The organism is Niveispirillum sp. CC-CTL257 (genome assembly GCF_059489915.1).
Genome location: NZ_JCAJXE010000003.1, coordinates 163,121 through 187,703 on the forward strand (window position 1 = coordinate 163,121; position 24,583 = coordinate 187,703).

A 24,583-nucleotide genomic window follows, 5' to 3' on the forward strand; every position below is an offset into this window, starting at 1 on the left:
CGTCGCGCAGAACACGCGGCGGGGCTTTTGGCCATTTGCCATCAGGACAAAGGTGCTTTCCCCACGTCCCCCTCGGTGCCGCTGCCCAATTCCGCACCGGTCAACGGATCGGTTTCGGGCCGGGAAGCGGTGCGACGGATCATCTTGTTGAGTACGCGGCTATCCGCTGCGGCCAGCCTCACCGTCGCGCTTCCATCGCCGCCATCGACAGCGGCCATCTCTCCAGGTTCATATACGAACTCCCACTGCTCCCCCTGGTTCCAGGGCCCGCGAGTGTCGTTTTCCCCCTGGCTGGAATTGAAGTACTTATCAGTGAACATCGGGTTTCCGGGCAATTTGCCTGGCGGGAAGTGGCCCTCAATGGCATAGAGCGCCTTCTCGAAGGACTTCTGGTGCGCGATTTCTCGCGTCATCAGGAAGGTCAGCGCATCCTTCACGCCGGTATCGTCGGTCACGTTGATCAGGCGTTCATAGATGATCTTGGCCCGGCTTTCGGCGGCGATGTTAGAGCGCAGATCGCACGTAGGTTCACCGCGACTGTCGACATAGGCAGCGGTCCACGGTACCCCTGCGGAATTCACCAGCGCTGGACCGGCTCCGTAGAGGAGCGAGAGCGTGTGGCTCTCGCCGCCTGTGGTCAGGCTGGTCAACAAACCGGAACCAGCATCCACACCTTCGGCGAGCCGGCCGCGCGCACCCTTGCCCAGCATGGCGATAACCGACCCTATTACCTCCAGATGGCTCAGTTCCTCCGTGGCGATGTCGATCAGCATATCCTTGCGTCCGGGATCCTCGTCCGCCAACCCCTGCGTGAAGTAGCGCATGGCCGCCGCCAGTTCACCGTCCGGTCCGCCGAACTGTTCCAGCATTAGACTGGCCAGCACGGGGTCCGGGGCATCGACGCGCACCGTGTACATCAGCCGTTTGTTGTGCATGAACATGGGCCTGTCCTTCATGGAGGAGACGCCGACCAGGAAATGCCGGCATATCACCCCAACAGCAGCCAGGGCAGATCGTTCCAGTGAAATGGGCACCTCAACTGGGACAATCTCGCCATGGCACGCCATAGGTCGGCGTAAATCTCTGTCAGGCCAAATTCGGCCATGATGGAGGATGTCATGGGACGTTCAGCGTTTGATCCTGGCGCGAAAGGAAACAAGCCTTGGAATGCTGGTCGGCGGATCGGTGCCAAGCGCGCCCTGAAACCACAGCAGGTCTGGGCCATCCGTTTCTGGTTGGACCACCAGCCGCGGGTGCGTGATCGCGCCCTGTTTGATCTGGCCATAGACAGCAAGCTACGCGGCTGTGACCTTGTCCGGATGAAGATCGGCGACATCGTCCGTGGTGGAGAAATCCGGTCACGTGCCCTGGTTGTTCAGAAGAAGACAGGCCGGCCGGTTCAGTTCGAATTGATGGAGACGGCGCGCAAGAGCCTCCAGGCTTGGCTGGAACGGCGTGGCGGGTCGCTGACTGACTATATCTTTCCCAGTCGGGTCGATCATGCAAAACCCATCAGCACCCGCCAGTATGCGCGCCTCGTCGAGGAATGGGTGATCGGGGTCGGCCTGCGCCGGGAGGATTATGGAACCCACTCCCTTCGGCGAACCAAGGCCGCACTCATCTACAAACAGACCGGCAACCTGCGGGCTGTGCAGATCCTGCTGGGCCACACCAAGATCGAGACGACAGTGCGCTATCTGGGCGTCGATGTCGAAGACGCGCTGCATCTGGCGGAAACGACGGAGATATAGAAAGTGATGGCGGCGGAGCGGATGGGAATGTCCGGAATCCAAATTCGAACGCGAAAATCGGCCTTTCCCCTTCCGGCCCCACCTCGGCCGTAGGGTGGGCAGAGGGGTCCGTTGCGACGGTGAGTTACGATGCTAGATATTCACGGATAAATTGTCATACCATCGGTTGAGGCGAGCCCCCGCATCCAATTAAGCCCAGCAATCCGAAAGGGTTGCTGGGCTTTGTGCTTTAGGTCGCTACGCTACTTTTGGGGAACCATAACAAAATCAAAAGCTTAATTTTGCAGGTTTAAATCGGGGATTCTGGAACCCGCATCCAGCATGCCCAGATCATAGCGGGAGTGAGCGCCCTCATGGCCCTGTTAGGGGAGAGGATGCTGGCGTGGAAATAGAAGATCAGTTGGCTTGGCAGGTAGCGGCTACCCGACGAAACTTGGCGCCATGGGCGGCCAGGAAGGCCATGGCATCGTCGGCGGACTGAGCAAAGCCAGCATTGGTTCCCTGGCTGACGGCCACATTGATGAAGCTGTTGACTCCCACGACATTCCCGCAGCTGTCGACCAGCGGGCCGCCGCTGTTCCCGCCGGATATCGCAGCGCTGTGTGCCAAGGTAACGACGCCTTGTCCTGCGTTCTGGCGGGCCATGATCTGTCCCTTGGTGAAGGCGAGCTCCGGCATGGCGGTCAAATCGCCTGCAGCCAGCGCCTTGAACGCGCCGTCATTGGCCAACAGAAGACCGGGGAATCCTGCCGCAACGACATTGTCCAGTGCTGTGGCGTTGCTGGCGAAGGCCAGCGTGGCAGCGCCGGTACCGCCCTGGACTTCCAGCAGGGCGAAGTCGCGCTGATTGGCACGGCCACTCCGGGTCATTGCGGTGATGCGTGCCATGCGCGGCCGGTCCAGACCACGCCCGACGACAACGACTTCCCCCTTGGTAGCCTTGGCCACGACATGCTGGTTGGTCAGGATGAGGTTCGGGGTAATGAAGAAGCCGGAACCGCTGTCATTTCCGGCAATGATCAGCACCACGGCTTGCCGTAATTTATCTACAAGGGCGGCATTCTGCATGGGCTTGGTGGAGGGTTCGGAGGAAGCAGGTGAGCCGGCGGGCGGTGGAGGCGGAGGGGTAGCAGCGGCCATGTCGAGGCCGCTGCTACCGCTGGCCCCGGCGCCGCCGACACCTGCCGCCATTGCCGTCCCTCCCGCTGCCAGCAGCGCTTCCGCCCCTTCCCGCCGGGCACAGGGATTGCCGTTCAGCATTTCGCGCAGGGCGTTGATCCTGGCCCGTTTGGCAGCGTCATCCATTACCGGGGAGGACTGCGCCCAGGCTGTGGTAACCGGACCGGAAACCAGGATCAGCAGCAGCGACAGGGTGCCGCCGACAAGCCGCAGCAGCCTGGAAGGACAACCATCCGTACGGCGAAACGGTTCCATTCTACCTGCCCGCACCTTTCTTCCCGCACCAATCAACGCGTGACGGCCTGTTCGACTTCGATCTCCAGCTTTTCCTTTTCCTGGCGCAGAGCTTCCAACTGGCGGGCCTTTTCCACGTCGGGGATATAGGGGTTCTGCTGGGCGAGCGTTATCCGCTTCTGGAGGGAGGCGATCTGACCCTTCAGCTTGCTGTTATCCTTGCGTGCCGTGGCAAGCTTGGCTTGCAATCCATCCAACTGGGCACCGAGGGCGACAAGCTTCTTTTCCGCCTCCGTGCGCTGATGTGCGACGGCGGCCTGCTGGCTGGCCAGCCGCTCCGCTTCCCGTTGGCGCTGGACATTCTGGTCTTGTGCGTTTTCGAACTGCGTCTGCTTCTGTTCAAGCCGCTGATCATAGGTGCCCGAAGCCACCCCCTGCAGGCCGGAAAGGAAGCCACCTTTGGACGGGTCTGACGTGGTCTGGCAGGCGGTCAGCACAAGGCTGACCGCAAGCCATACGCCGTGGCGTATCGGTGATCGCATTCTGTTCACCCCCTTAGCCGACACGGGAAACCTTGCGGCGTTCGACCAGGGTATCGACCTCCGTCTGCAGTGACGCGATCTGGCCGCGCAGCTTGGTGATCTCTCCATCCATCTTCTTCTGCTGGTCGTCGTTACCGCCCAGATTGGCCGCTTCCTTCTGGATGTCTTCCAGTTCCTTCTGCTTCTTGCGCAGACCGTCCAGGGTTCCGGCCAGGACCTGACGGTTGGAATCGACGGCGGCGATGTCCTTCTTGGCCTGGTCCATGGTCAGGCTGCCATCGGCGATCTGCTTGTCGATACGGTCGATTTCCTGTTTGTCGTTGGCGATGACCTGGCGGGCATTGTCCGACAGGGAGGCCAGCTTCATATTCTCGTTCTCGACATCGGTGATGATCGCGTTGTACTGCGCCTCCGCGGTCGCGTACTGCTTCTTCTTTTCGGCGATATAGCTACCGGCCAGACCACCGGCGGCAGCGCCCAGTGCGGCCCCGGCCGCGATATCCTTGCTCTTGCCGCCCGCAGCAGCCATCAGCACCGCGCCCAGAATGGCACCCATCGCGGCCCCTTCCACGACGGTCTGGGTGTAGTTCTTCGACTGTTCGCGCAGCGCGATTTCCTGCGGCGTCAGCGGCCGATTGGGCTTGGTTGTCGCGCAGGCGGACAGAAGGAACCCGGCCGTGACGCAAGTAGCGATTGTACGGAAACCGAAAGATCTAGTCATCCAAACTGCTCCCCCTTGATTGACGTCAATTCCCCATCTTCGACCAATCATCCAGCCATTGAGTCCGGGTGATCTTCCCGTCCTTTTGAAAGCGGGTGATATGATCTACATGTTTTTGAAGGTACGGCACAAGCATGGACACACCCAAAGAGCTTAACTCCACGGACAATATGTCCCTCTGATGGGTAATGGTACCGATGCTGTAATTTCCAGAAGTGCCCAGGATCGTGTCGGCATAATATTTCAGGTTGTCTGACAGCGCAGCTTCATCCGCCTGGAGCTGCTGGCGCAGCTTTTTCGTGCGTTCCTCGTCAGGGGCGGAGGCTTCCCGGCCTTTGACGATACCCCGCAGGGCTTCGACGGCCCGGGCATCATCGCGCAGCTTCTGTCCCAGGAAGGCCCCCAGGCGCAGGGTGGACCTGGCGGTGCGGTCGCGCTGCTCGTCGCGCTCGGCAATGTTCTGGCGCAATGCCAGCCTCAGTTTCTCCAGCCGCTGGCGCATCGCGGGGCTTTCAGCCGCCTGGCCGATGATGGCCAGTTCTTCGATCGGATCGTCGGATGCCTTGCCACCGGCCAGGGCGTCGGGTTTGGCTGCTGCCGGCTTCTCTGCCTGGGACTGGCTGCCTAAGGCCGACCAGGCTGTTTTGATCTCCTGCAAGCGCGCGTTGGAAGTGATGACGGGGCCGGTGATGACAGGCCGGAATCCAGTGGTCTTGGCCCGTCGCGTCGCGTCGCCCTGGTAGAGGGGCACTTCCTGCCGATAGGCGGACCGGATGTCGGCCTCGGCCGTCAGGAAATTGCCTCCCCGCACGACATAGCCGCCGGCTTGACCATGCAGCCGTCCCAGCTTGGCGGCCCGGAACGGTTCCAGCACGAGCTCATCCATATTGCCCAGCATGTCGTGCAGGCCCAGGGGATTGGGCTTCAGCAGGCCGGTCAATTGCGGCTTGCCGGCCGCCGACTGGCTGCTGGCGAACCAGACATGGGCGGCCAGTCCTTGGGGCATGGGATAGGTGCGCTCCTGGAAATCCGACGGTGATACCGCACCACCGCCGCGGGCCGCAAATTCCCATTCGGCTTCCGTGGGCAGGCGGGCATAGCCCATTTCATCCCCGTCGCGCGGCAGCTTATCCTTGGCGTTGAGGCGCAGCCACAGGCTGTACCTGTCGGCGAAGTTCGTCGCGTCCAGCCAGGTCACCGATCCCTGAGCCATGCGTCCGGGCAGCTTGGGCGATGGGCATTTGTCTGGCCCCGCGGCATTGACTGCCTCATATTGCAGCTGGCTGACCTCGTATTTCGCGATCAGGAAATAGCGCTTGGCCTTGCCGTCGGGGAAGCTGCCGGCGATCTGCGTGATGCGGGAGGCTTCGGCGAAGCCCTGGGCGGCGTCGCTGGAGCCCAGGGTGATCTGGTAATCCTCCAATGGCCCGCCGGCCGGCACCGTGACCTTGCGGAACACCATGGCACCGTCGCAGGGCAGGGGTAGGACGACATCGTCGGTCGCCGGCGCGGGGTTGAAGAATTTCTCCTCCCACCGGGCCGCAGATGCCGATTGTGCGTCCCCCAGCAGGGCTAGGCCCAGCAGCGCCAGCGGCAGGGACCGTACCCGGTCAAAGGTCGCGCAGGCTGTCCGCGGGATCGATCTGGATCGCACGGTATCCTCCAATGATTGAGGCGGAAAGGGCCAGACACAGCGTGCCTGCATAGGCGAGGGCGGCGTGAGCGGGCATGAGGCGGCAGACCAGCATGTCCGCAGGCAAGCCGTCGGCGAAGACGCGGTTCAGCAGTGCCGCGACGGCCAGGAAGAACAGCAGCGCGATGCTGGTGCCCAGCGTGGCAACCAGTGCGGCCTGCGTGGCGGGGAACAGGAATATGGCGCCGCGCGGGAAGCCGATCAGCCGCATCAGGGCGAGGTCGCGGCGCTTGCGTTCCACATTGGCCCAGAGACTGGCGGCGAGGGAAACAAGGAATCCGGCCACGGCGATGGCGGCCAGAACCCCGAACAGCACGGTCAGCGACCGGTCTATGGCCCGTACCAGTTCGATCTGGGCCATTTCCGTTTGCACCTCCAGCCCTTGCGCGCGCAGCCAGACGGCCAGCGGAGCGACGCCATCCAGATCACGGGCGAAAATCCGGGCGCTGGCGAAGGGCGGCAATTCCCCGTCCGGCGTGCCATCCTCCACCCCGAGCATGGGAACGCGGAACCCGCTGCGATAGCGCTCTGCTGCGATCAGCAGGTCCATGCCGACGAAGACGGCATTCTGTCCGGCCAGCGCCTCCGGCACCACGCCGACGACGCGCAGGGTCAGCCATTTGGCTTCCTGGCGTCCATCCAACCGGCGGGAAAGCAGGGCACGAAACTCTCCACCCGCCGACAGCCGCAATTGTTCAGCGACAGGTTGCCCGATTAGCACTTCCATCGCGTCCGAAGGCTGCGCCAGACCTTTCAGCAGGGGATCGCCCGCCTGGGTCGGGTGCATGGCCAATGGTGTGGGCAAGGCCCGTCCACTGCCATCCATCGCATCCAGCGTGGCCGCCAGCGACCGGGTGCGGGGCAGGACGAAAGCCACTTCCGGCCGCTGGCGCATCTGATCGAACCATTCCGGTTTCAAGGCATAGCTACCGACCAGCCGCACTTCCAGCGTCAGTGGGTTGGCCAGCAGCCTCTCCGTCATTGCGCTGACGATGCCGAATTTCAGCCCGAACAGGACCAGCAGCGGTGACAGCACGGCCATCAGCCCGGCGACCAGACAGAGCGACAGCCGCCATTCATGGCTGGCATCTGCCAATGCCAGCCGCATGGATTGCCGCAGGGCGGTACCCATTCTCATGCAGCCTCCCGCATGAAACGGGTGGTGGGCACGGGCGCGCCCGGTACCGTTTGGGCCCGTATCCGGCCGATGGGCAAGCGATCCAGCATGTCCCAGTCGTGCGATACGAGCAGTAGCGTGGCGCCCATGGTCTGCACCATCTCCAGCAGCAGGGCGATGATGCGCCCGGCATTGTCGGGATCGACGGACGCCGTAGGCTCGTCCGCCAGTACCAGCGCCGGTCGATGGGCCAGGGCGCGGGCGATCGCCACCCGCTGGCGCTCACCCATTGACAGGGCGGCGGGGCGCTTGTCCAACAGCCCGGTCAGGCCCAGCCGGTCCACCAGCCGGGGCAGGTGCGGTGCCTCCATGTCGAGCAGGTGCAGCGAGAGGGCGATATTGTCCCGCACCGACAGGAAGGGCAGCAGGCCGCCAGTCTGCAGGATGTAGCCGATATTCCGGCCGCGCAGCGTGGCCAGCGGTTCGCTGCCCGCCTTCCAAAATGCGCCGATATCCACAGCCCCTTCTCTCCCTCCCATGTGGAACCTGTCCGCATAGTCGGGGCGCAGCACCAGCCCCAGCATGTCGAGAAGGGTGCTTTTCCCGCAGCCGCTGGGTCCGGTGATGGCCAGGGCCTCACCGGCCGCAACCTGCAGCCTCGGCACCTCCAGCCGAAAGCCGGAGGCACCTTTGCCCCTTTGACAATACAGGCCTTCGATCTCAAGCATGTCGGCGTCCGTTCAGGGCATCATGTCCAGCGGGACGGGATAGACGCCCTCACCCGGATCAGCGCCCGTATCCAGGGCCACCCAGCGGTCGACATCGTCATGCATGACCTGATAGAGCCGCAGCTTGCGGTTCAGATCGTCGATGAAAGCCTGCTGCTGCCCGATGCTCCAGGCGGTCCAGGTATCCTGGTCCAGTTGCAGTGCCTTGCTCTGGTAAGGCAGATCCTCCAGATACTCTCCCATCAGTCCCAGATCGGCCAGACGCGTGGCTTTCGGATTGTTGATCAGGTTGGGGTCGCGGCCCAGTGCGGCGGCAGCGGAGCGCATCTTGTTGAAGAAGTCAGCCGGTTCGAACCGGGCAGCCTCCGCTGTGCGTGCGATGCTTTGCAGGACGGTGCGCATGTCGCTCAACTGATTGCGGGTCAGCAGCACACGCACTTCTGTCGTCGCGATCTCCGGGCGGGTCAGATCGCGGTCGGTGATCCAGGCGTTGAATAGGGGCGGGGCCGTGCTGCCCGTCGCCCGACCCAGATAGGCCAGTTGCATGGCATGGCCCAGCAAGGCCGCCTCGCGTCGCATACGCTGGGCGGGGTCTTCCTTGTCCTTCTTCTCGCTGGTATAGGCGGCAACGGCTGTCTGGGCGCTGCCGGCTACCTTCTGGCCGCTGGCCGCAGCCTTCACATTCTGCACCAGGGCATCGGCAAGCGTGTCGACCAGTCGGCCGAACTGCCCGACATCCCCGGCATCGACGGGGTAGTAGAGCGGCTTTTCGACAAGTTCATGTTTGGAAAGCGTGCTGTACTGCCGCTCGGCATCGGCATGGTTGTCCTTGCCCTTGGGCGTCTTCAGGTGCAGCGAATAGACCGCGACGCCGCGATAGGCGGCCTCTGCACGTATATGGTCTGCGTCCAGGCCCGTGCTGGACAGTTCGTCCTTGCCCTGCAAGGCGCCCGCATCGGTGATAAGGACGATGTAGCGGCCTCCGAACTCGACCCAGGGGACGTCACGCAGGGCCGTCATCACCCCACCATAGGCATCTTCGCTGAAGCGGGCGGAGGACACGCCCGCTTCCTTGACCGCGGCGGCGGCGGCCATGAACTGGGCCCCGTTCTTGATCTCGGCCGGGTTCGCGAACATCTTGGTGGTATATTCCAGTTCCGGCGTGCCCTTCAGGCTGGACCGGAACCCCACCAATCCGAAACGGACCTGATCGCCAAGGCCGGCCTTGCCGATCTTGTCGTAAATCGCATTCACCGCCTGGCGCGTGCGGTCGATATAGGGACCCATCGAAATGGTCGTATCGATGACGAACACCACCGAGGCGGTGAAGTTGCGCATGATGCTGGCTTGCGGTTGCGCCGCGACGGCTGCCGGGACACCTTTGCCGTCATCCTTCGATACTGAGGCGATTTCCAGCATGCGGACCCGGTGACCGGCGCCGGAGAAGGTTTCCTCCACATTCAGGATGGGCAGGAGATAGAACTTGTCCTTCAGGTCGACATAGTTCTCCGGCTCGATGGAAACGACACGCGGATCGCTGCCGCCGGACAGTACCTTTGCCCGCAGCGGTCCCACTTCCTTGCCGGGATTGTCCTTCTCCAGCAAGGCCGACAGGTCGTCGCGCTTGGCGAACAGCAGTGACCGGTCGCGGTTGGCGGAATTGGTGAAGGCCAGGGCCAATTGCTGTTTCCAGGGCAGCGTCATATCGGCGCGCACCCAGCCGTCGGTACGGCCCTTTGCCGTCAATCCCACTTCCAGCCATTCATGCCCGGCGAATGTCCGCCGCTCATAGACGTAGAAGCGCGTCAGTGCCGGCTGGATGGCACCGGGACCTTCCCCCGGTTCCCGCTTCAGCATCAGTCCGGGCCGGGCCAGGACGCGCTGGAACAACGTCTGCTTGCCCGGCATCAGCAGCGGTTCGCGGGCCAGCACCGGTGCCGGCGTCATTGCCAGGAAGGACAGGGTCGCCAGGGCGGCAATGGTCAGGTTACGCCAGCCACGCCCGCTCATTTCACGGTCTCCAGGATGCTGCCGGCCTCGGTGTCGCCGGCCTCCTTCGCTTTTTTCAGCCACTCGATGCCGTGTTCGCGCTGCGTCGGGCTGAGATTGAGTTCCACCAGCAGCTTGCCCAGCCGGCGCTGGGCGAAGGCATCGCCAGCCTTGGCCGCGGGCTCGTACCAGTAGGCCGCCGTTTCCGCGTCGGCGGCGGGCAGGGGACTGGTCTGGGACGACCAGCTTTCCGGGTCGTACATGCGGGCCAGCGACAGCAGCGCATCCTTCTGCCCGCCCCGTGCCGCGCTCTGGAACAAAAGCATGGCCAGGTCCGGCTTGCCCTTTTCCAGCAGGCCCTTGCCCATCCGGTAGGTATCGTCCGGTGGTGGATTCTCCGACAGGAACTTGTTGATATCGGCAAGGCTTTCCAGCGCTCCGGCCGCCGGAGGGGTGGCGGCAGCCGGCGGCGGTGCCACTGGCGCTGCCGTCACGGGCTCGGGGGCTGGCGCTTCGGGCGTGCGGGTGAAGTACCAGACCGCGGCCGCGATCATCGCCAACACCGCTACAGCGCCCCCGATCAGCAACGGCAGACGGATGCCACCCGGTGCGGGTGGCATCGGCGTCGGCGGGGGGACGGTGCGATCGGCTCCGGTTCCAGCGCAGGCATGGGCTGAGGAGGCGGTTCCACTACCGGTGCGGTGGCCGGTGGCGGCGGGGTGACAGGCAGTGGATCGGGCCGGCGACCAGAGCCCGCGGCACCGCTGGTCCGCACATCGGCGGCGCGTTTCACATGTGCCGGCTCGGCGATACCATCCAGCCGCAGCATGTGCTGGAAGCGGATATGGGGTGGGGCGCCGACAATGCTGTCAACGATATGGGGGCCGAAGCGCATGGACAGGGTCGTCCCCTCCATCGCCGCCTCCGGCAGGGGCAGCCAGCTTTCGCTGGATGACCAGCTTCCGTCGCTGCGCAGATAGAACTGGTCGGAATTCCGAAGGACGCTCATTTCGATCCGTCCAGGCAGGGCCTGTCGGTCGGCAATACGGGCAATAGCGTGGCCGGGACCGCGTTCAGCGTCATACACAAGATCGATGCGCAACGGCATGGCTCAGTCTCCCGCTTGGGTCGTGTCCGTCCCGGCGATACGGCGCAGGATAGCGCCGATCCGTTCATTCTGTTCGGGCGTGAATTCGCTGCCGACCAGATGGCCGGCATTGTTGATGGCGGTTTCCGTGAAGGCTTCCAGCCAGGACCGGATATAGCGCTCGCTGAAAACGGCGGTCTCCTGATTCAGGACCGGCAGTCCCGTAACGGGAGGCGGGGGGGCAAAATGATCCCTGGCACCAGCCTTGCGTTCCAACCAGTCGACATATTCGTTGATCACCGCACAGGCCGTGCGCACCTGCCGGTCGGCAAGCCGGTTGCGGGTACCGCCCGCCTGCCGTTCCGCCTCGTCCAGGACACGGGTCAAGGTTTCCTCCAGCCGGATGCGCACGGCGCTGGTCACCAGTTCCTCGGTCAGCTTGTGCATGATGTCCGCCGACAGGCCGGCATAGGTCAGAACCCCTTCACTGTCGGGCAGGCCGCGCAGTTGCTTGATCCAGGCGGTCATGGCGGCCTTGGCGAAGCGCGAGGCGCGGTTGGCCACCGGGGCCGCACCGGTCCGGGGGGCCATGCTGATCAGGCCGCGGCGGGGGGTGGTGGGGTCGACGTCGTCCTCCGCCCGGATATAGATGGTCCGCAGATGGTCGGGATTGGGCTGCAGGTAATGCAGCAGCTCTCCGAAATAGGATGCCTGGTCGGCCAGTGAACCGGTGATCTGTTCGGCGATCAGGCGCTTGGCGACCACGGCGTCGGCACCATCGGCGCGGTAGTAGCGGCCCAGCCTGGTTTCCACCAGATCGTGACGAATCTGCTCCACCTGTTCGGCGATGCGATCAAGCTTGATCTCCAGCCGCGCCACCTGACGCAGATAGTCGGCCAGCCAGGTCATGCCGCCATCATTGTCGCGCAGCATGGCATCCCAGATGGTGCCGGCATCCCGGACATGGCGGATTGTGCGATCACTGGCCAGCAAGGTCTGCCGCAGATTGGCCAATGCCTGCTGACGGGCCGGCAGGATGCCCGTCTCCCGCCGTCTGGCATCGGTATTGATGAAGGCACCGGCCATACCGGGACGGCGAACCATAAACAGGTTGTCGAAGGGCCGGTCGGCGGCCCAGTCATTCACCCATCCCTCGCCTTCGAACCGTTCCAGCAGGACCTGGACGATCAGGTTGTCCCAACCGATGCGCAGCATGTCGATGGGCTTGTCCAACTCGCCGGCGATGCGCTTGTCGAACTTGGTGACGGCCCAGATCAGACCCGGCTGGCGGTGGCTGCGCAGCTCCGGTGTCTCGCCCTGGGTCAGCCGGATCCAGCTGGACAGGGCATCCGCCACCTCCGTGACGTTGATCTGCTCGTCGCTGGGGGTGCAGAAGATCAGGACGTTCATCTCCTGATCGCTGGTGTAGCGCTCGAACAGGTAGGCAACCTTGCCGCGCAGCAGCAATTCACCCAACGGATCGCGGCTTTGCAGCTTGTTGCGCGCGTCCTCCAGGCTTTCCACCTTCAACCGCGCGCGATAGCCGGGGAAGTCCAGCAGGTCGACGCTTTCCAGCTCCTGCTGCCGGGGCGGATCGGCCAGTTCGAAATACATTTCCGCCGACAGGGCCGCCAACATCGAACGCGGCAGGTCGGACGGTGCGCCATAGGTGCCGTCGGTGCCGCCGGGCAGGACCGTCAGCCGGTCATGATCGTCCTGGCCGATGCGGAACATGATGTCGACATTAACGATATTGTTGGCCTGCGTCAGCGTACCGTCCTTTTCCTGGACGATGGCCGACAGTGGCGCGAACACGCGTTCGGTATGGCCGACCCGTTCCAGCCCGGCCCGCAGCTTCACATAGATATCGACCAGATCGGGGATGCGCCCGAACAGGGGCGCGAACAGCTGACCCCGGTCCCGGGCCGACAGATAGGGGGCGAGCGTGATGGCCGTGGGCCAGAAATCACCTTGCAAAGGCTCCATCCGCACCGGGAAGCGCTTCACGAAATAATCCATGACGTCCAGGATGTCGTCTTCCGTCAGGCCCGGCACGGGCGTCGGCTGGCGGCGGGCCTGCAGGGTCTTCAATTCGGCATGGATAGTGGTCGGATCGGTATCCAGTTTCACCTTCTTCTCGTCGAAATCGCAGAAGAAGCTGTTGCCCAGGATCTTGATCAGGTCGGCTTCGGACAGCAGCTTCAGTTCGACCGGGTATCCGGTGGGTACGGTACGCGCGCGGCGGGAGAAGCGGGTGACTAGGCCCGTCGCTTCCTTGCCGCCGCCCGGCGGATTGACATGGTCGATGAAGTTCAGCCGGCGGCCTTCCATGCGGGTCTCAAGCTCGCCATTGTCGCCGCTGGCCAGCGCGGAGATCAGATAGGATTTGCCGGCCTGGGACAGGCCGAAGAAGCCTACCGACATGGGCCGCCGGGCAGCGGCACCCAGGCGACGCAACAGGTTGCGGTGGCGGCGCAATTGCTCCACCAGCCCGTCGGCGTCACGGTCCAGCCGCTCGACCCCGGGGCGGACATCGGTGATCCAGCCGATGGCGTGGCCAATGCCATCGCTGATCGCATCGGCGCGCTGGGCCAGGTATTCAGATGAAACGGTCACGGTTTCGCTTCCTTTCTCAGCGCACGATGCTGCCGGTGTCCAGCCAGTAGCTGTTCTCTTCCAGGCCGACGGCGTTCAGTGTCATCAACCGCACGCGCAGTGCGCCGATCGACAAAGCGCCGCCGTTGGAATTCTCGACCTGGGCCACCTGCAGGCTCTCGATGGGTTTGGTCACGCGCTTCAGCCGCACGCGCAGGACGGTACCGGTCAGGGAACCGCGGTCCAGCTCCTGTCGGGCCCGGTTGCGCCCCTCGCTGTCATCGGGGCTGAACTCCACGCGGTAAAGCGGGCTGGCACCCCAGCGCGGACTGCCCAGCTGGCGGAAGCCCAGCGTGATGGGGCCGCGCATCTCGAACCAGGCGTCCTCGTCCAGCGTGTAGGTTTCGTCGTCCAGATCGACGTCGCGGTAATAGACGTCCTCGTCCTTGATCGTCATGTTGCGATCCACCATGCCGATATGGCGGACCGTTGAGGTAATCTTCAGGTTCTGGGCCTGGAAATAGAAGTTCGGCAGACGCCGCTCCCGGCACAGCAGGCACAAGGTGGCCCCCACCACGGCGGTGGTCTTGGGGTCGGTGATGCGATGCTGGCTGCTGAACGGATACCAGTCGCCCGTGCGATAATCGTGCAGCGGCAGGATGCGGTCCGGTGGCAGGGGCAGCAGGGTCCGGAACACGGACTTGATCCCGGGCAGGCGGCTGGGCCGTCCGCTCAACAGCAGCCAGTCGCAATCATACAGGCTCGCGACCTCGCACAGGGCCCGGATGGTCTTGCAGATCTCCATGTCGTCCTGCATGAACAATTCATGCAGCTGGCGCAGCTTGAAAGGGATGCGCACGGACAGCAGGTCGAAATCGGCCACCCGCGACACCAGCCGCACGCCGCGCCGCACGTGGTCGCGCACCGCCTTGAACGGTTCCTCGTCCGTGATCAGCAGCAAGTCGCGGATGCTGTGGGTCTCGTCCCTCGCCGGTTCGCGCGTATTGAAGTTCTCATAGGCCTTCAGCATCAGCAGGGCCAAAGGATAGAGGATCTGCAAGGTCAGCTGCTGGCGCAGCACCTTCTCCTGCACATCCGCCGCCTCCGCGCCCATCAGGCGCGAGATCACGGGGCCGGGATCGGCCACCGATGCCTCCGACAGGGCGGTCTCGAAGGCGGGGATGATGAAGCGGTTGATCACCTCCAGGACGATGTCGTCGCCTGCCACCTTGAACCCGTCGCGGAATACCTGACGCGGCTCGATGAAGACATTGGCGCCGCGCCCCTGGTCCAGCGCAAAGTCCGTGATGACCAGATCGGTGGTGCCGCCGCCGATATCGATGGAGGCGACACGCAGGCTGCGGGCGGGACCGCTGTCGCCGGGCCGCGTCTTGCGGGCCACCTGGAAGAAATCCTCCGGCCGACCGCCGAAATGGTTGATGATCTCGCTATAGAGCCAGACCACCTGGGCACAGGTAGCCTCGTCCCACTGAATGAGGATCTTCGGCAGGGCCGGATAGGCTTCGGGATCGGGTTCGCCGAAGCGCGGTTCGGCATCCAGGGGATGCCAGCCCATGGACTTCCAGACCAGGGCGATGGCCTGACGTACGCATTCCTCGAAAATCTGCCGTTCCGGCTTGGGCATGGACGGCGGGACCGACAGGATGACCGAGTTCAGGTGGCGCGGCGAATGCGACTGGCGCTGCTTCATGCGCTGGCCGGGGCTGTTCATCTGGATCAGCGCCTGGGTCAGCACCTCGGCCAGCATGAAGGTCATCAGCGACGATCTGGTGTAGCTGGGCTGGAAGACGGGCAGGTCGTCCGGGTTCTGGTAAAGGGCGGCACCCAGGTCGTTGATCAGGTCGGAAAACGGGGCGGCGGTCGCCAGCGGCTCGGCTTCCGATTTGTTGAAGGCCTCGTTGAAGCGCCAGCCCTGGCCATAGCGCTCCTTGTCCCACAGATAGCGCTTGGGGCTGGACAGGCCGGTCGACCCTTCCGTGCCCCGGCGCCGTGCGGCCAGTCGTGCGGCTTCCGGCCCAACGCGGGCGATGGTCGGCCACAGGAAGCTGTTGCGCCCGCTCTGGCAGGAATAATCCACCTTGCCGAAGACGGCCTGTGCGAATTCCAGCCGGCTCTCGAACGGTTCGTCATAGGTCAGGTGGGGCTGGGACAGGTCGCGCAATTGTAGGACATAGCGGTCGCGTAGGCCGTCCTGCTCCATCGGGTGGTTTTCCACCATGATGCCGACGGTGCGGCTGTTGCCGATATCCAGCGCCAGATCGACCAGTATCGGCTTGCCCAACTGGTCCAGCCCGTTGGACAGCAGGTCGAAGACCGGGACCTGACGGTCATGCGCGCGGTCGGCTCCACGCAGGCTGTTGCCAAGCACCCACAGCCAGTTCAGGTAATGCTGCTGATGCTTGCGTTCCTTGTCGCGTTCATCGGTGATGGATTCCATATCCAGGCGCAGGCGGGCCTGGGCCAGTTCGGTGAAGATGTCGGCCAGCCAACCTTCGACCCAGGGCAGCTCGATGAAGGGAACGGGATCATATCCACGCCAAGCCAGCGCGTACTTGGCCCCGCCCTGGCGGACCTCGTCCATGGTGGGGGTGAGATAGGCGGCGCCGGGCTGGAGATATTCATCGGCGCTGGTATCGAAGGCGATGACCAGACGGTGCGTATGGTTCTCCTCGTCCTCGCCTGGCTTCAGGGGGACCAGACGGCCGCGCGCCCAGTTTGTGGGGCCGGCATCGAAACGCCGGCTGCCATGCAGCCGCAGGATCGGTAGCGGCAGCCAGATATCGGCCAGCAGGTCCAGCGAGGTTCGCACGTCCTGCTCATATTCGGCACGGGTCTTGCGCTTGGTCTCCGGGTCCAGATAGTCCCCCTCCCGCTCGTCCAGCCGGACGAGGGAAGCCTGGCTCAGCGTTCGGGCGAAGCCGCCGGGCGTCATGGCCTTGACGTTCAGCGTCAGCCCAAAATCCACGAACTGGATGCCGCTGCGCGCGATCAGGGAAATTTCTTCGTCAAATCCGATCAGGCGGGGAAGGGTCATGTCGCTGCCTCGAACAATATGTTTGGTCCGTTCATTTCACTACGTCGACCTGGAAGCGGGCGCCGGAACCGTGCAGGCCCTGGCACTCGGCCTTGCCGCCCGCACCCGGCACGCATTCGACGGTGGAAGGGTCGAAGCTTTGCCCGTCGGGGCAGGTGGCGGGGCTCGTCTGGTCCAGGATCAGCTTGCCCCCCGCCATGCGGGCCGCCATGGGGCCGGTGCAGGTGCTGCCGTCGCTGCGTTTGACGGTGACGGTGCCCTTGCCGTTCTGGAAATCGTAGGTCACGTCCAGGGGGCGCCCGGTGCGGCTGTCCATCAGGCTGGTCCGCGACTGCCACCGGCCGTTCAGGAAGTCCACCGACCCTTCCTCCTTGGCCGCCTCCGGTATCAGCAGCGGCTGCTCCCGGGCATCGACAGTGGGCGGAATCGTCGGGGGTGCGGTCTCCTGCGGTGGCTCAACCACGGCCACGTCCGGCGGGGGTGTCAGCAACGCTTCCGTTGGCGGCGTTACCGGAACCGCTTCCACGACCGCGGGACCACCGTCCGCGACCCGGGCGGGAAGAGCCATCCCGGTTTCGGGAACCATATGCCTGTCCGCCGGGATGCTGGTGTCGGTGATACCGCCACCAGCATTTCCCCCTCCGATAGGCAGAGTGGGCAGGGAACAGCCACGCAGCAGAGCGGCCAGCAGCAGAAGGGCCAGCAGGAACGCCAGGAACCACAACACCCAGTACCACCAGGGCCGGGTTGATCCCGCGACAATCACCGGTGCAACCGATATCGTGGTGACGGCCGGGCCGGCCGTTACCCCCGGGCCTGTCATGGTTGCGGGTGGAAAGCCTGCCGTCTGGGGCACCGCACCCTGCGGTGGCGATGTGCTGGCGAATGCGGGAGGCACATTGCCGGCGGCCGACGGTGCCTGTTGCATGCCGTCCGCCGGCAAGTCCACCGTTACGTCCAGGTTCACGCTGCTTGTCGCCGAACCGTCGGCCGATTGGAAACCCCAGAAGGTCAGGACGGGCTGGCCATCGACGAGAAACAGGCAGTCGGGGTTCGGCACCTGCGGGATCAGCGGCAGCATGTCCGCGAAAACCTTGGCGTCGCCCTGCACATTCTGTGTGCGCAGGCTGTCGGCATGGGTGGCGATGCGCTGTTCGGCTTCCACCAGTGCCTCGCGTACCCGGGTGCGCTCCTGCTCCAGCATGGCGCTCCAGGGAACAACCGTGCCCTGGACCGGGGAGTACCACCCGACCTGCGTTCCCGTCTCATTCACCTGCGGGACGGCCAGCATGTTGGCGATATCGGGTAGCTGCCTTTTCATGGTGCCACGAATCTGCCCGGCCACCGACATGACCGTACGACCATGGGTACCCAATGGCCGGTAGCGGGTCAGGTCGTCCCGGGTAAGCAGCGGCCCATTTGCCGAACCGGAGGTGGGCGTCATCATTTCGGTACCTGTTCCTCGTTGGCGCAGATGGCTGCCTTGTTCACCGAAACCTGCAAGTCATTGAGCGTGGCTGGCGTGAAGACCTTGCCGCCGGTTGCCTCTGCAATGCAGTTGCCCGTCACGGGCAGACCGGAAACATCGATCACATTGATGACAAGGTCGGGGTTCTCCGCCTTGATCCGTTGGGCTTCCCTGCAGGGATCGCCCCCGCAGCTCTCCCCACCGTCGGAAATCAAGGCGATTACGGCGGGGCCAGATCCCGCCAGTCTGGCGGCCGCGGTCAGGGCGGTCGCAAGGGGGGTGCCCTGCTGATGATTGATTTCCCGGACGTACCGGAGCAGGCGGCGGCGATTTTCCCCCGGTGCGATTTCCTGTGTCTGTGGGCTGGGGCATTGGCCGAATGTGACCAGGCCGACGGGCGCACTCTCAGGCAATTGTTCCACAAGTGCCGTGACCGCCTGTTTGGCTGCGGTCATCCGCGCATTCTCCGGTCGGGTCGCGTTGGCCATCGCTTCCAGTCGTTCCATGGCGCCTGGCTGATTCTGTTGCACCGCCATCAGCAGGTCGCCGGCCTCTGGCCCCATGGGCAGCGCCATGCTGCCCGAGCTGTCCAGTGCGATCACCACCTTGGGAGGAGCCGGGGTATCGGGGGCGCACGCGACCGTGGAGGCAGGCCGCTGCTGGCACCATCCCAGCAACGCGATCAGCGCCAGCAAGGCCAGAAGAGCCAGCCACCACCAGGAAGGCAGACGCGACACCAGCCCGTCACCGGCTGGGAACGGTGTCGTCTGCACCGCGACGGGGGCAGTAGCGGGGGGCGCCAGACCCTGGGCTGCTTTCGCAGGCAGCGCCGTGAAACCCCAGAAGCTGATGACGGGCCGTCCATCGACGAGGAAGACATGCTCATCGCTGGGGAAGGTGAGCGCCAATGGCAGCAGCTTTGCAAACCCGCCACCATTGCCTTCGTGGGCCAGATCGGCGGCCAGAGCGGCAAACCGGTTACGGGCTTCCTCCACGGTTGTCCGGGCGGCGGCGGCCTGCTCGGGCGGCGCATCGATCAGGCGCAGGATGCCGCCCGGCAGTGGCGTGTGCCAGTCGATACGGTCGCCATTCTCTGAGATCTGCGGCGTGGCGAGAATGCGCGTCGCATCGGCACCCAGCCGACGGTCCAGGATGCCGAGCAGCCGGTCGGCCACGGCATGTATCTGCACGCCCCCGGCACCAAGGGGGGTGAAATCGGTCCGCTGTCCGGAAGCTAGGAGGCGCAGGCGCATGGGCACCTCATGGCTTCACGCACTGGGGCGGTGGATCGGGTTGCTCATAGGCCGTCCTCAGCAGGTCCTCCAGGCCCATGCCATCCTTGAGCGTCAGGACGCGGCCACCGGTTTCCCTGGCGGTGCAACGGGCGATGGTTTCGCCGCCGACATCGATGTAGTTGATCTTCAATTGCGGCTTCTGCGCTTTCAATTCCCTTGCGACCGCGCAAGGATCGCCGCCGCAACTGTCCATGCCGTCGGAAATCAGGACGATGATGCCGGGCACGTCGCGGCCGTTGATCATGGTGCCGGCACGTTCCAGCGCACGGGTCAGTGGGGTGCCTGCCTTAGGGCGTGCGGCACGGAGTGCCTGGATCAGCTGCGGGCGCTCACTGCCTGAATAGAAACGCAGATTCTGAACGGCACCACAGTCGCCAAACATGACCAGTCCCGTCGATATGTCCTTGGGCAGCTGCGGAATAGTGCCGGCGATGGCCGTCTGTGCCTGCGCCAGACGGCTGTTTGCGTGCGGGGCCAGCAGCCATTTCTCCAGCTGCATCAGGGCCTGGACATCCCCCTGTTCGGCAGCCCGGAGAAGCCGAACCGTTTCGGTCGGAGAAACATCGGTCGGAAGAGCCATGCTGTTGGATGTATCCATCACAATGACCAGTTCCGGTGCTTCCCATGATTGCCGTTCCGGTGGGCAGGCCGGTGGCGGGTCAGCCTTGGCAGTTTCTGCCCTCGGCATGGGGGCCGGAGGTTTCTCGACCGGCCGTTTCACTTCCGGCGGCGGTTCTGCGGCGGGCGGGGCCTCAATCTCCAGTGCGGTGGTCTTAGGAGCCGGCGGCAGGCTTTGCACCGGCGGTGGAGCCGGCAAAAGGCTGGGAACCGGGGCCTTGCAGGCGTGCAGACGCTCCCGGAGCTGTGTTTCCAGGCGTTGGATTTCCGCGTCCAGATTCTCCGGAGGGGCCGGTGCCGGTTGTGGCGCGATGGGATCGGCACCCGGCGTCGGGGACGGTGCGTGCGGGGTGTTTTGCTTGTACCCCGAAAAGCTGCATTGTTGCATCAGCAGGGCGATCAACAACAGCAGCAGTAAAAGGGTGGCACCGACGGCAACCGGCTTCCACCAAGGGCGGGCTGACATCGATGGTTGGATCGTTGCGGCGGGTTGTGCCGGTGCCACCCCGATGTTGCCGATGGTGGCCAGCGGTGGCAGGGCGGGGGTGGCCTTGAGCATCCGGGGACGCTGCGCCGTCAGGGATATCAGCTGCCGATGCCAGTTGACCCGGACAGGCAACCCGCCGACGGCATAGAGATCTGTCAGGTCGGGCGCGGTGGCGATCTGCCTCAGCTGCGCGGCGATCTGCGTCTTTCCCTGTTCCTCCAGTCTGGCTGCAAGATCGTTGAATGCATGCATCCGCTCATTGAGCAGGCTGGTGAAACGTCCGCGTTCCCTTTCCGGCAGCTGGTCGGCGGCCGTCGCAAGCGTCGCCAGTTCGGAATGCCATTGCAGGTAGCCGGCATCGATGACGGGAATTGCAAGATAACCTGCGACCAAGGGGGGGAGATGGGCTGTCAAGCTGGCCGACAGGGCGTCGTACACCGCCATCAGTGACTGACCGGTCGCCGTGGCCGCTTCATCTGCGCTGAGCGGTTGTGCGCAAAGCCGCACCCTAAATCGCATCGTCTCAGCCCATGGAGTTACCGCTTTTGTCCCTTCGCCACTGATATATTGTTGTCATGCGTGATGTCCATTGATTAATACGTGAAAGGTATGGCTTTTGAATTCTTTTGTATGTTTTCTGTTGTGTAATTTATTTATTGATCAATATTCTTGTCATGCTCAGTATTTTCTGAAATTATATCAAATAATACTTATAACAGAAAATAATATAGATTCATTTTCGGCATATGCCTTTGGGGTAAAAATTATATTATAATATATTCTCAGATGAGCATGGAAAGGTTGTCATACCATCGGCCAAGCCGAGCCCCCGCATCCAATTAAGCCGCTGATTCTAAACAAGAATCAGCGGCTTTTGTCGTTTCTGGGCCAACCTACCACAGACCCCGCAGGTAACATATAGGTAACGGAAGAAAGCGAATTTGGGCGTAGGTGCTCCGGCTGCGCCCTATGGGGACCTCTAGGCCCTGTTGACAAAGCCCTTTCCAAACGTTCTGTGACGTGATTCAACGCTGACCTTTACGGAGGTCGGTTAATGCGTGGTGAAGTAACGGACGCGGAGTGGAAGGTCATCGGTGGGTTGTTGCCGTCGGAGCGCGGTCGGGGCTGCCGTCCCGCCCATGACAATCGTCGTTTCCTGAACGGGATGCTTTACGTTTTACGGGTTGGTTGCCCGTGGCGCGACATGCACGAGCGATACGGCAAATGGAACTCGGTCTATGTGCGGTTGACGCTGGTTGATCTGGGTCTGACCGATGACTGGCAGCATATGATCGACAGCACCGCCATCCGGGGCCACAGTCAGGCCGCCGGCGCAAAAGGGGGACTCATAATGAAGGCTTTGGTCGAAGCCGCGGCGGCTTTACGAGCAAAATCCACGCCCGTGCAGACGGTCAGGGACGCCCTCTCGGCTTTGTCCTGACCGGGGGTCAGGTGTCTGACTATGAGGCTGTCCCGGACCTGTTCGACCTGGATGTTCCCAGGCCCAGACTGATGCTGGCGGACAAAGGATATGACGGTGACGAGGTCAGGCAGAACCTATTGATCCACGGCATCCTGCCCGTCATCCCATCCAGGGCAAACCGGCGCGAGCCGATCCCCCATGACGCAGAAAGCTACAAAGACCGAAATCTTGTCGAGCGCATGTTTAATCGCCTGAAGCAGTTCCGACGCATCGCCACAAGGTACGACAAGACCGCGATGTCCTTTATCGCTTTCCTCAACATTGCCGCCGCTAAACTTTGGTTACCAACCTTTGTCAACAGGACCTAATGATGGCCGCCTCATTTTGGAAAGATGCCGACGACTTCGGTGCGACGTTTGATCTCGCCGTTGAGTCGTTTGAACCGCTCCGAGTTTGCCGGAGGCTTGAATTTAATAGTTATGCGGCCATGGCTTTAGTTTCCAGCGCTGCGTAGAAGTTGGCTTCGGCTTCCGCAGGCGGGATGTTTCCGATTGGCTCGAGCAGGCGTCGGTTGTTGAACCAGTCGACCCATTCCAGGGTGGCATATTCCACGGCCTCGACGCCACGCCAGGGACCGCGACGGTGGATGACCTCTGCCTTGAACAGCCCGTTGATCGTCTCCGCCAGTGCATTGTCGTAACTGTCTCCGACGCTGCCGACCGAAGGCTCGATACCGGCTTCCGCCAGCCGCTCGGTGTAGCGGATGGACAGATATTGAGACCCGCGGTCGCTATGGTGAACCAGGCCCATGGCCTTGGCGGGGCGGCGGTCATGGACGGCCTGTTCCAAAGCGTCGAGCACGAACCCTGCCTGCGCAGAGGTGCTGACGCGCCAGCCCACGATCTTGCGGGCATAGGCGTCGATGACGAAAGCCACATAGACGAACCCTTTCCAAGTGGCGACATAAGTGAAATCCGACACCCACAGCCTGTTCGGCGCAGGTGCCCGGAACTGCCGGTTCACCTTGTCCAGCGGGCACGGTGCTTTCTTGTCGGGTATCGTCGTCCTGTGCGGCTTGCCACGGATGATGCCCTGGATACCCATGCCCTTCATCAGCCGGGCGACCGTGCAGCGGGCCACATCGAACCCCTCGCGCCCCAGTTGCCGCCAGATCTTCCGCACGCCATAGACCCGCCAGTTCTCCTCGAACACGCGGCGGATCTCCGGTCGCAACGCCGCATCCCGGCGCGCCCGGTCCGACAGCCGTTCCGGATCGGACCGCCCGGCCAGATGATTGTAGTATGTAGATGGGGCGATCGGCAGAACCCTGCAGATCGGCTCGACCCCGTGCGCATCGCGATGCGCATCGATGAACGACACCATCATTTCGACCGGCGGTCGAGCTCCGCCATCGCAAAATACGCCGACGCCTTGCGCAGGATTTCGTTCGCCTGGCGCAACTCACGGTTCTCCCGCTCAAGCGCCTTCATCCGCTCGGCCATCTCCGTCGGGATGCCGGCACGCCGGCCGCTGTCCACCTCGGCCTTCTTGACCCAATCGTTCAGGGTGGGGGCTGAACAGCCGATCTTGGCCGCAATCGACAGGATGGCCTGCCAACGTGAGCCATGCTGGCCCTCATTGTCCAGAACCAGCCGCACCGCGCGTTCGCGCACCTCAGGGGAAAACTTGTTCGTCGTCTTGCTCATGATGGCTCCATCCTACTCAAGAGTTGGAGCCTCCGGCAAACCCGGAGCGGTTCAGGGGTTTGTGCTGTGGATATTGGCCCTGTGTTCGCGGGGAAAGGTCATGTAGGCCAGCACGTCATCAGAGCTGGTAACAGTTTTGACCTTAAAATCTTCTCGCAGGCAGCGAGGTCGTCGTTTGTATCGACCTCACCCCATATCCCAGAGTATTTAAGAGCGGTAATGGGAATTCGGCCTCTGGTGATCATCGCCTGCAAGGTGCCTGTGCAGTGCATACGATCACGTTGTACTGGGGTTAAGGTTTCCCGAAGGTCGTATATCTCCTGCCAAGCCTTAGGCGTGAATTTCAGCAGTCCCATATATTGGCCCTCGATTTCCTTAACCGATTGCGGTTTGCCGCCGATTTCCAATAGAGTTCCGCCCGTATTCATCCGGAATGTTTCGGCGTCCAACAGAGGGTCGCCAAAGCGGCTTTGCCACAATGTCAGCCAGTTGGGGTCGTAGGTGATCGCCATCCCGGCTTGGCTCTCCATCAGCAATCTCACTGCGGATGGATCATAGAAAATGTCGGAATAGCTGACGATACAGTCGGCTGCCTTGAGCCATTCGTCCGCATACTCAAGAGAGGAGACCATGTTCGTCTCCGCCCAGCGGGGATTATGGAACTCTTGCAAGCCATATCCGGCGAGAAGTTCGCGGCGGTATCCCGTGACGATCCCGATCTCTTCCACGCCGGCGGCACGCAGGGCTGAGAGCTGCCATTCCAGCAGCGGACGGCCCTGAAGAGGCACCAGACATTTGGGTTTTTCGTCCGTCATGCCTCGCATGCGGCTGCCGCGACCGGCTGCCAGAATAAGCGCTTTCACCAAGTCCTCCGTCCAATCCCCAAAAATGAATC

At 63.2% G+C, this 24,583-nt stretch carries 20 protein-coding genes, 2 pseudogenes and 1 other annotated feature; of the genes and pseudogenes, 3 read left to right on the plus strand and 19 right to left on the minus strand.

Annotation, left to right across the window (positions count from 1 at the left end):
• Nucleotides 1-41: 41 nt before the first annotated feature.
• A complete protein-coding gene (locus ABC729_RS17535) occupies nt 42-941 on the minus strand; it encodes a manganese catalase family protein (protein WP_495608898.1) in 900 nt (299 codons plus the stop codon).
• 47 nt (nt 942-988) lie between these two features.
• The gene (locus tag ABC729_RS17540; protein WP_495608899.1) at nt 989-1,120 is read right to left on the minus strand and encodes a hypothetical protein; all 132 of its coding nucleotides are present in this window, start codon (nt 1,118-1,120) and stop codon (nt 989-991) included.
• Here ABC729_RS17540 and ABC729_RS17545 point away from each other — a divergent pair.
• The gene (locus ABC729_RS17545; protein ID WP_495608900.1) at nt 1,119-1,751 is read left to right on the plus strand and encodes a tyrosine-type recombinase/integrase; all 633 of its coding nucleotides are present in this window, start codon (nt 1,119-1,121) and stop codon (nt 1,749-1,751) included. The genes ABC729_RS17540 and ABC729_RS17545 overlap by 2 nt on opposite strands.
• 396 nt (nt 1,752-2,147) lie before the next feature.
• Here the strand turns inward: ABC729_RS17545 and ABC729_RS17550 are convergent, their stop codons facing one another.
• The 14 genes from ABC729_RS17550 to ABC729_RS17615 are packed head-to-tail and all read right to left on the minus strand — an operon-like array spanning nt 2,148 to nt 21,003.
• Nucleotides 2,148-3,185 (minus strand): S1 family peptidase, encoded by a 1,038-nt coding sequence (locus ABC729_RS17550; protein WP_495608901.1) that lies wholly within the window; start codon nt 3,183-3,185, stop codon nt 2,148-2,150.
• Between the two features lie 32 nt (nt 3,186-3,217).
• Nucleotides 3,218-3,706, minus strand: coding sequence for a hypothetical protein (locus ABC729_RS17555; protein ID WP_495608902.1), 489 nt, complete (start codon nt 3,704-3,706; stop codon nt 3,218-3,220).
• Between the two features lie 13 nt (nt 3,707-3,719).
• The gene (locus ABC729_RS17560; RefSeq protein ID WP_495608903.1) at nt 3,720-4,427 is read right to left on the minus strand and encodes a YMGG-like glycine zipper-containing protein; all 708 of its coding nucleotides are present in this window, start codon (nt 4,425-4,427) and stop codon (nt 3,720-3,722) included.
• A gap of 25 nt (nt 4,428-4,452) precedes the next feature.
• Nucleotides 4,453-6,081, minus strand: a complete 1,629-nt coding sequence (locus ABC729_RS17565; protein WP_495608904.1) for a formylglycine-generating enzyme family protein — start codon at nt 6,079-6,081, stop codon at nt 4,453-4,455.
• Nucleotides 6,038-7,258 carry an ABC transporter permease gene (locus ABC729_RS17570; protein ID WP_495608905.1) on the minus strand — a complete coding sequence of 407 codons (1,221 nt, stop codon included), beginning with the start codon at nt 7,256-7,258 and terminating at the stop codon, nt 6,038-6,040. Before ABC729_RS17570 ends, ABC729_RS17565 begins: the two co-directional genes overlap by 44 nt.
• On the minus strand, nt 7,255-7,965 hold the full coding sequence (locus ABC729_RS17575) for an ABC transporter ATP-binding protein (protein ID WP_495608906.1): 711 nt from the start codon (nt 7,963-7,965) through the stop codon (nt 7,255-7,257). The genes ABC729_RS17570 and ABC729_RS17575 overlap by 4 nt, the downstream gene beginning before the upstream one ends.
• A gap of 12 nt (nt 7,966-7,977) precedes the next feature.
• Nucleotides 7,978-9,975, minus strand: a complete 1,998-nt coding sequence (locus tag ABC729_RS17580) for a vWA domain-containing protein (RefSeq protein WP_495608907.1) — start codon at nt 9,973-9,975, stop codon at nt 7,978-7,980.
• The gene (locus ABC729_RS17585) at nt 9,972-10,508 is read right to left on the minus strand and encodes a tetratricopeptide repeat protein (RefSeq protein ID WP_495608908.1); all 537 of its coding nucleotides are present in this window, start codon (nt 10,506-10,508) and stop codon (nt 9,972-9,974) included. Before ABC729_RS17585 ends, ABC729_RS17580 begins: the two co-directional genes overlap by 4 nt.
• Nucleotides 10,509-10,534: 26 nt before the next feature.
• Nucleotides 10,535-11,062, minus strand: a complete 528-nt coding sequence (locus ABC729_RS17590) for a hypothetical protein (protein WP_495608909.1) — start codon at nt 11,060-11,062, stop codon at nt 10,535-10,537.
• Nucleotides 11,063-11,065: 3 nt separating this feature from the next.
• A complete protein-coding gene (locus tag ABC729_RS17595; protein ID WP_495608910.1) occupies nt 11,066-13,657 on the minus strand; it encodes a virulence factor SrfC family protein in 2,592 nt (863 codons plus the stop codon).
• Between the two features lie 16 nt (nt 13,658-13,673).
• Nucleotides 13,674-16,691, minus strand: coding sequence for a virulence factor SrfB (locus tag ABC729_RS17600; RefSeq protein ID WP_495608911.1), 3,018 nt, complete (start codon nt 16,689-16,691; stop codon nt 13,674-13,676).
• A gap of 31 nt (nt 16,692-16,722) precedes the next feature.
• The gene (locus tag ABC729_RS17605) at nt 16,723-18,138 is read right to left on the minus strand and encodes an SrfA family protein (protein ID WP_495608912.1); all 1,416 of its coding nucleotides are present in this window, start codon (nt 18,136-18,138) and stop codon (nt 16,723-16,725) included.
• Nucleotides 18,135-19,412 carry a VWA domain-containing protein gene (locus tag ABC729_RS17610; protein WP_495608913.1) on the minus strand — a complete coding sequence of 426 codons (1,278 nt, stop codon included), beginning with the start codon at nt 19,410-19,412 and terminating at the stop codon, nt 18,135-18,137. The genes ABC729_RS17605 and ABC729_RS17610 overlap by 4 nt, the downstream gene beginning before the upstream one ends.
• 7 nt (nt 19,413-19,419) lie before the next feature.
• Complete coding sequence (locus ABC729_RS17615; protein WP_495608914.1) at nt 19,420-21,003, minus strand: vWA domain-containing protein; 1,584 nt, start codon at nt 21,001-21,003, stop codon at nt 19,420-19,422.
• A gap of 610 nt (nt 21,004-21,613) precedes the next feature.
• On the opposite strand from ABC729_RS17615, the pseudogene ABC729_RS17620 reads away from it, so the two are divergent.
• Nucleotides 21,614-21,796, plus strand: a pseudogene (locus ABC729_RS17620) (transposase); the annotation flags it as partial.
• 41 nt (nt 21,797-21,837) lie between these two features.
• Nucleotides 21,838-22,350 (plus strand): IS5 family transposase, encoded by a 513-nt coding sequence (locus ABC729_RS17625; RefSeq protein WP_495609520.1) that lies wholly within the window; start codon nt 21,838-21,840, stop codon nt 22,348-22,350.
• Here ABC729_RS17625 and ABC729_RS17630 read toward each other — a convergent pair.
• The 3 genes and pseudogenes from ABC729_RS17630 to ABC729_RS17640 form a co-directional block, all read right to left on the minus strand.
• Nucleotides 22,346-22,421: pseudogene (locus tag ABC729_RS17630) on the minus strand (transposase); the annotation flags it as partial. The gene ABC729_RS17625 and the pseudogene ABC729_RS17630 sit on opposite strands and share 5 nt — an antisense overlap.
• 38 nt (nt 22,422-22,459) lie before the next feature.
• Nucleotides 22,460-23,688 (minus strand): IS3 family transposase gene (locus ABC729_RS17635; protein ID WP_495606774.1). Its coding sequence is split into 2 segments (ribosomal slippage): nt 22,460-23,400 and nt 23,400-23,688, totalling 1,230 coding nucleotides; the frame shifts between segments, so codons are not numbered across the junction.
• Nucleotides 23,291-23,407 (minus strand) — a sequence feature (AL1L pseudoknot). (Overlaps the previous gene by 117 nt.)
• A 98-nt stretch (nt 23,689-23,786) precedes the next feature.
• Nucleotides 23,787-24,551, minus strand: coding sequence for a phosphocholine cytidylyltransferase family protein (locus tag ABC729_RS17640; RefSeq protein ID WP_495608915.1), 765 nt, complete (start codon nt 24,549-24,551; stop codon nt 23,787-23,789).
• Between the last annotated feature and the right edge of the window lie 32 nt (nt 24,552-24,583).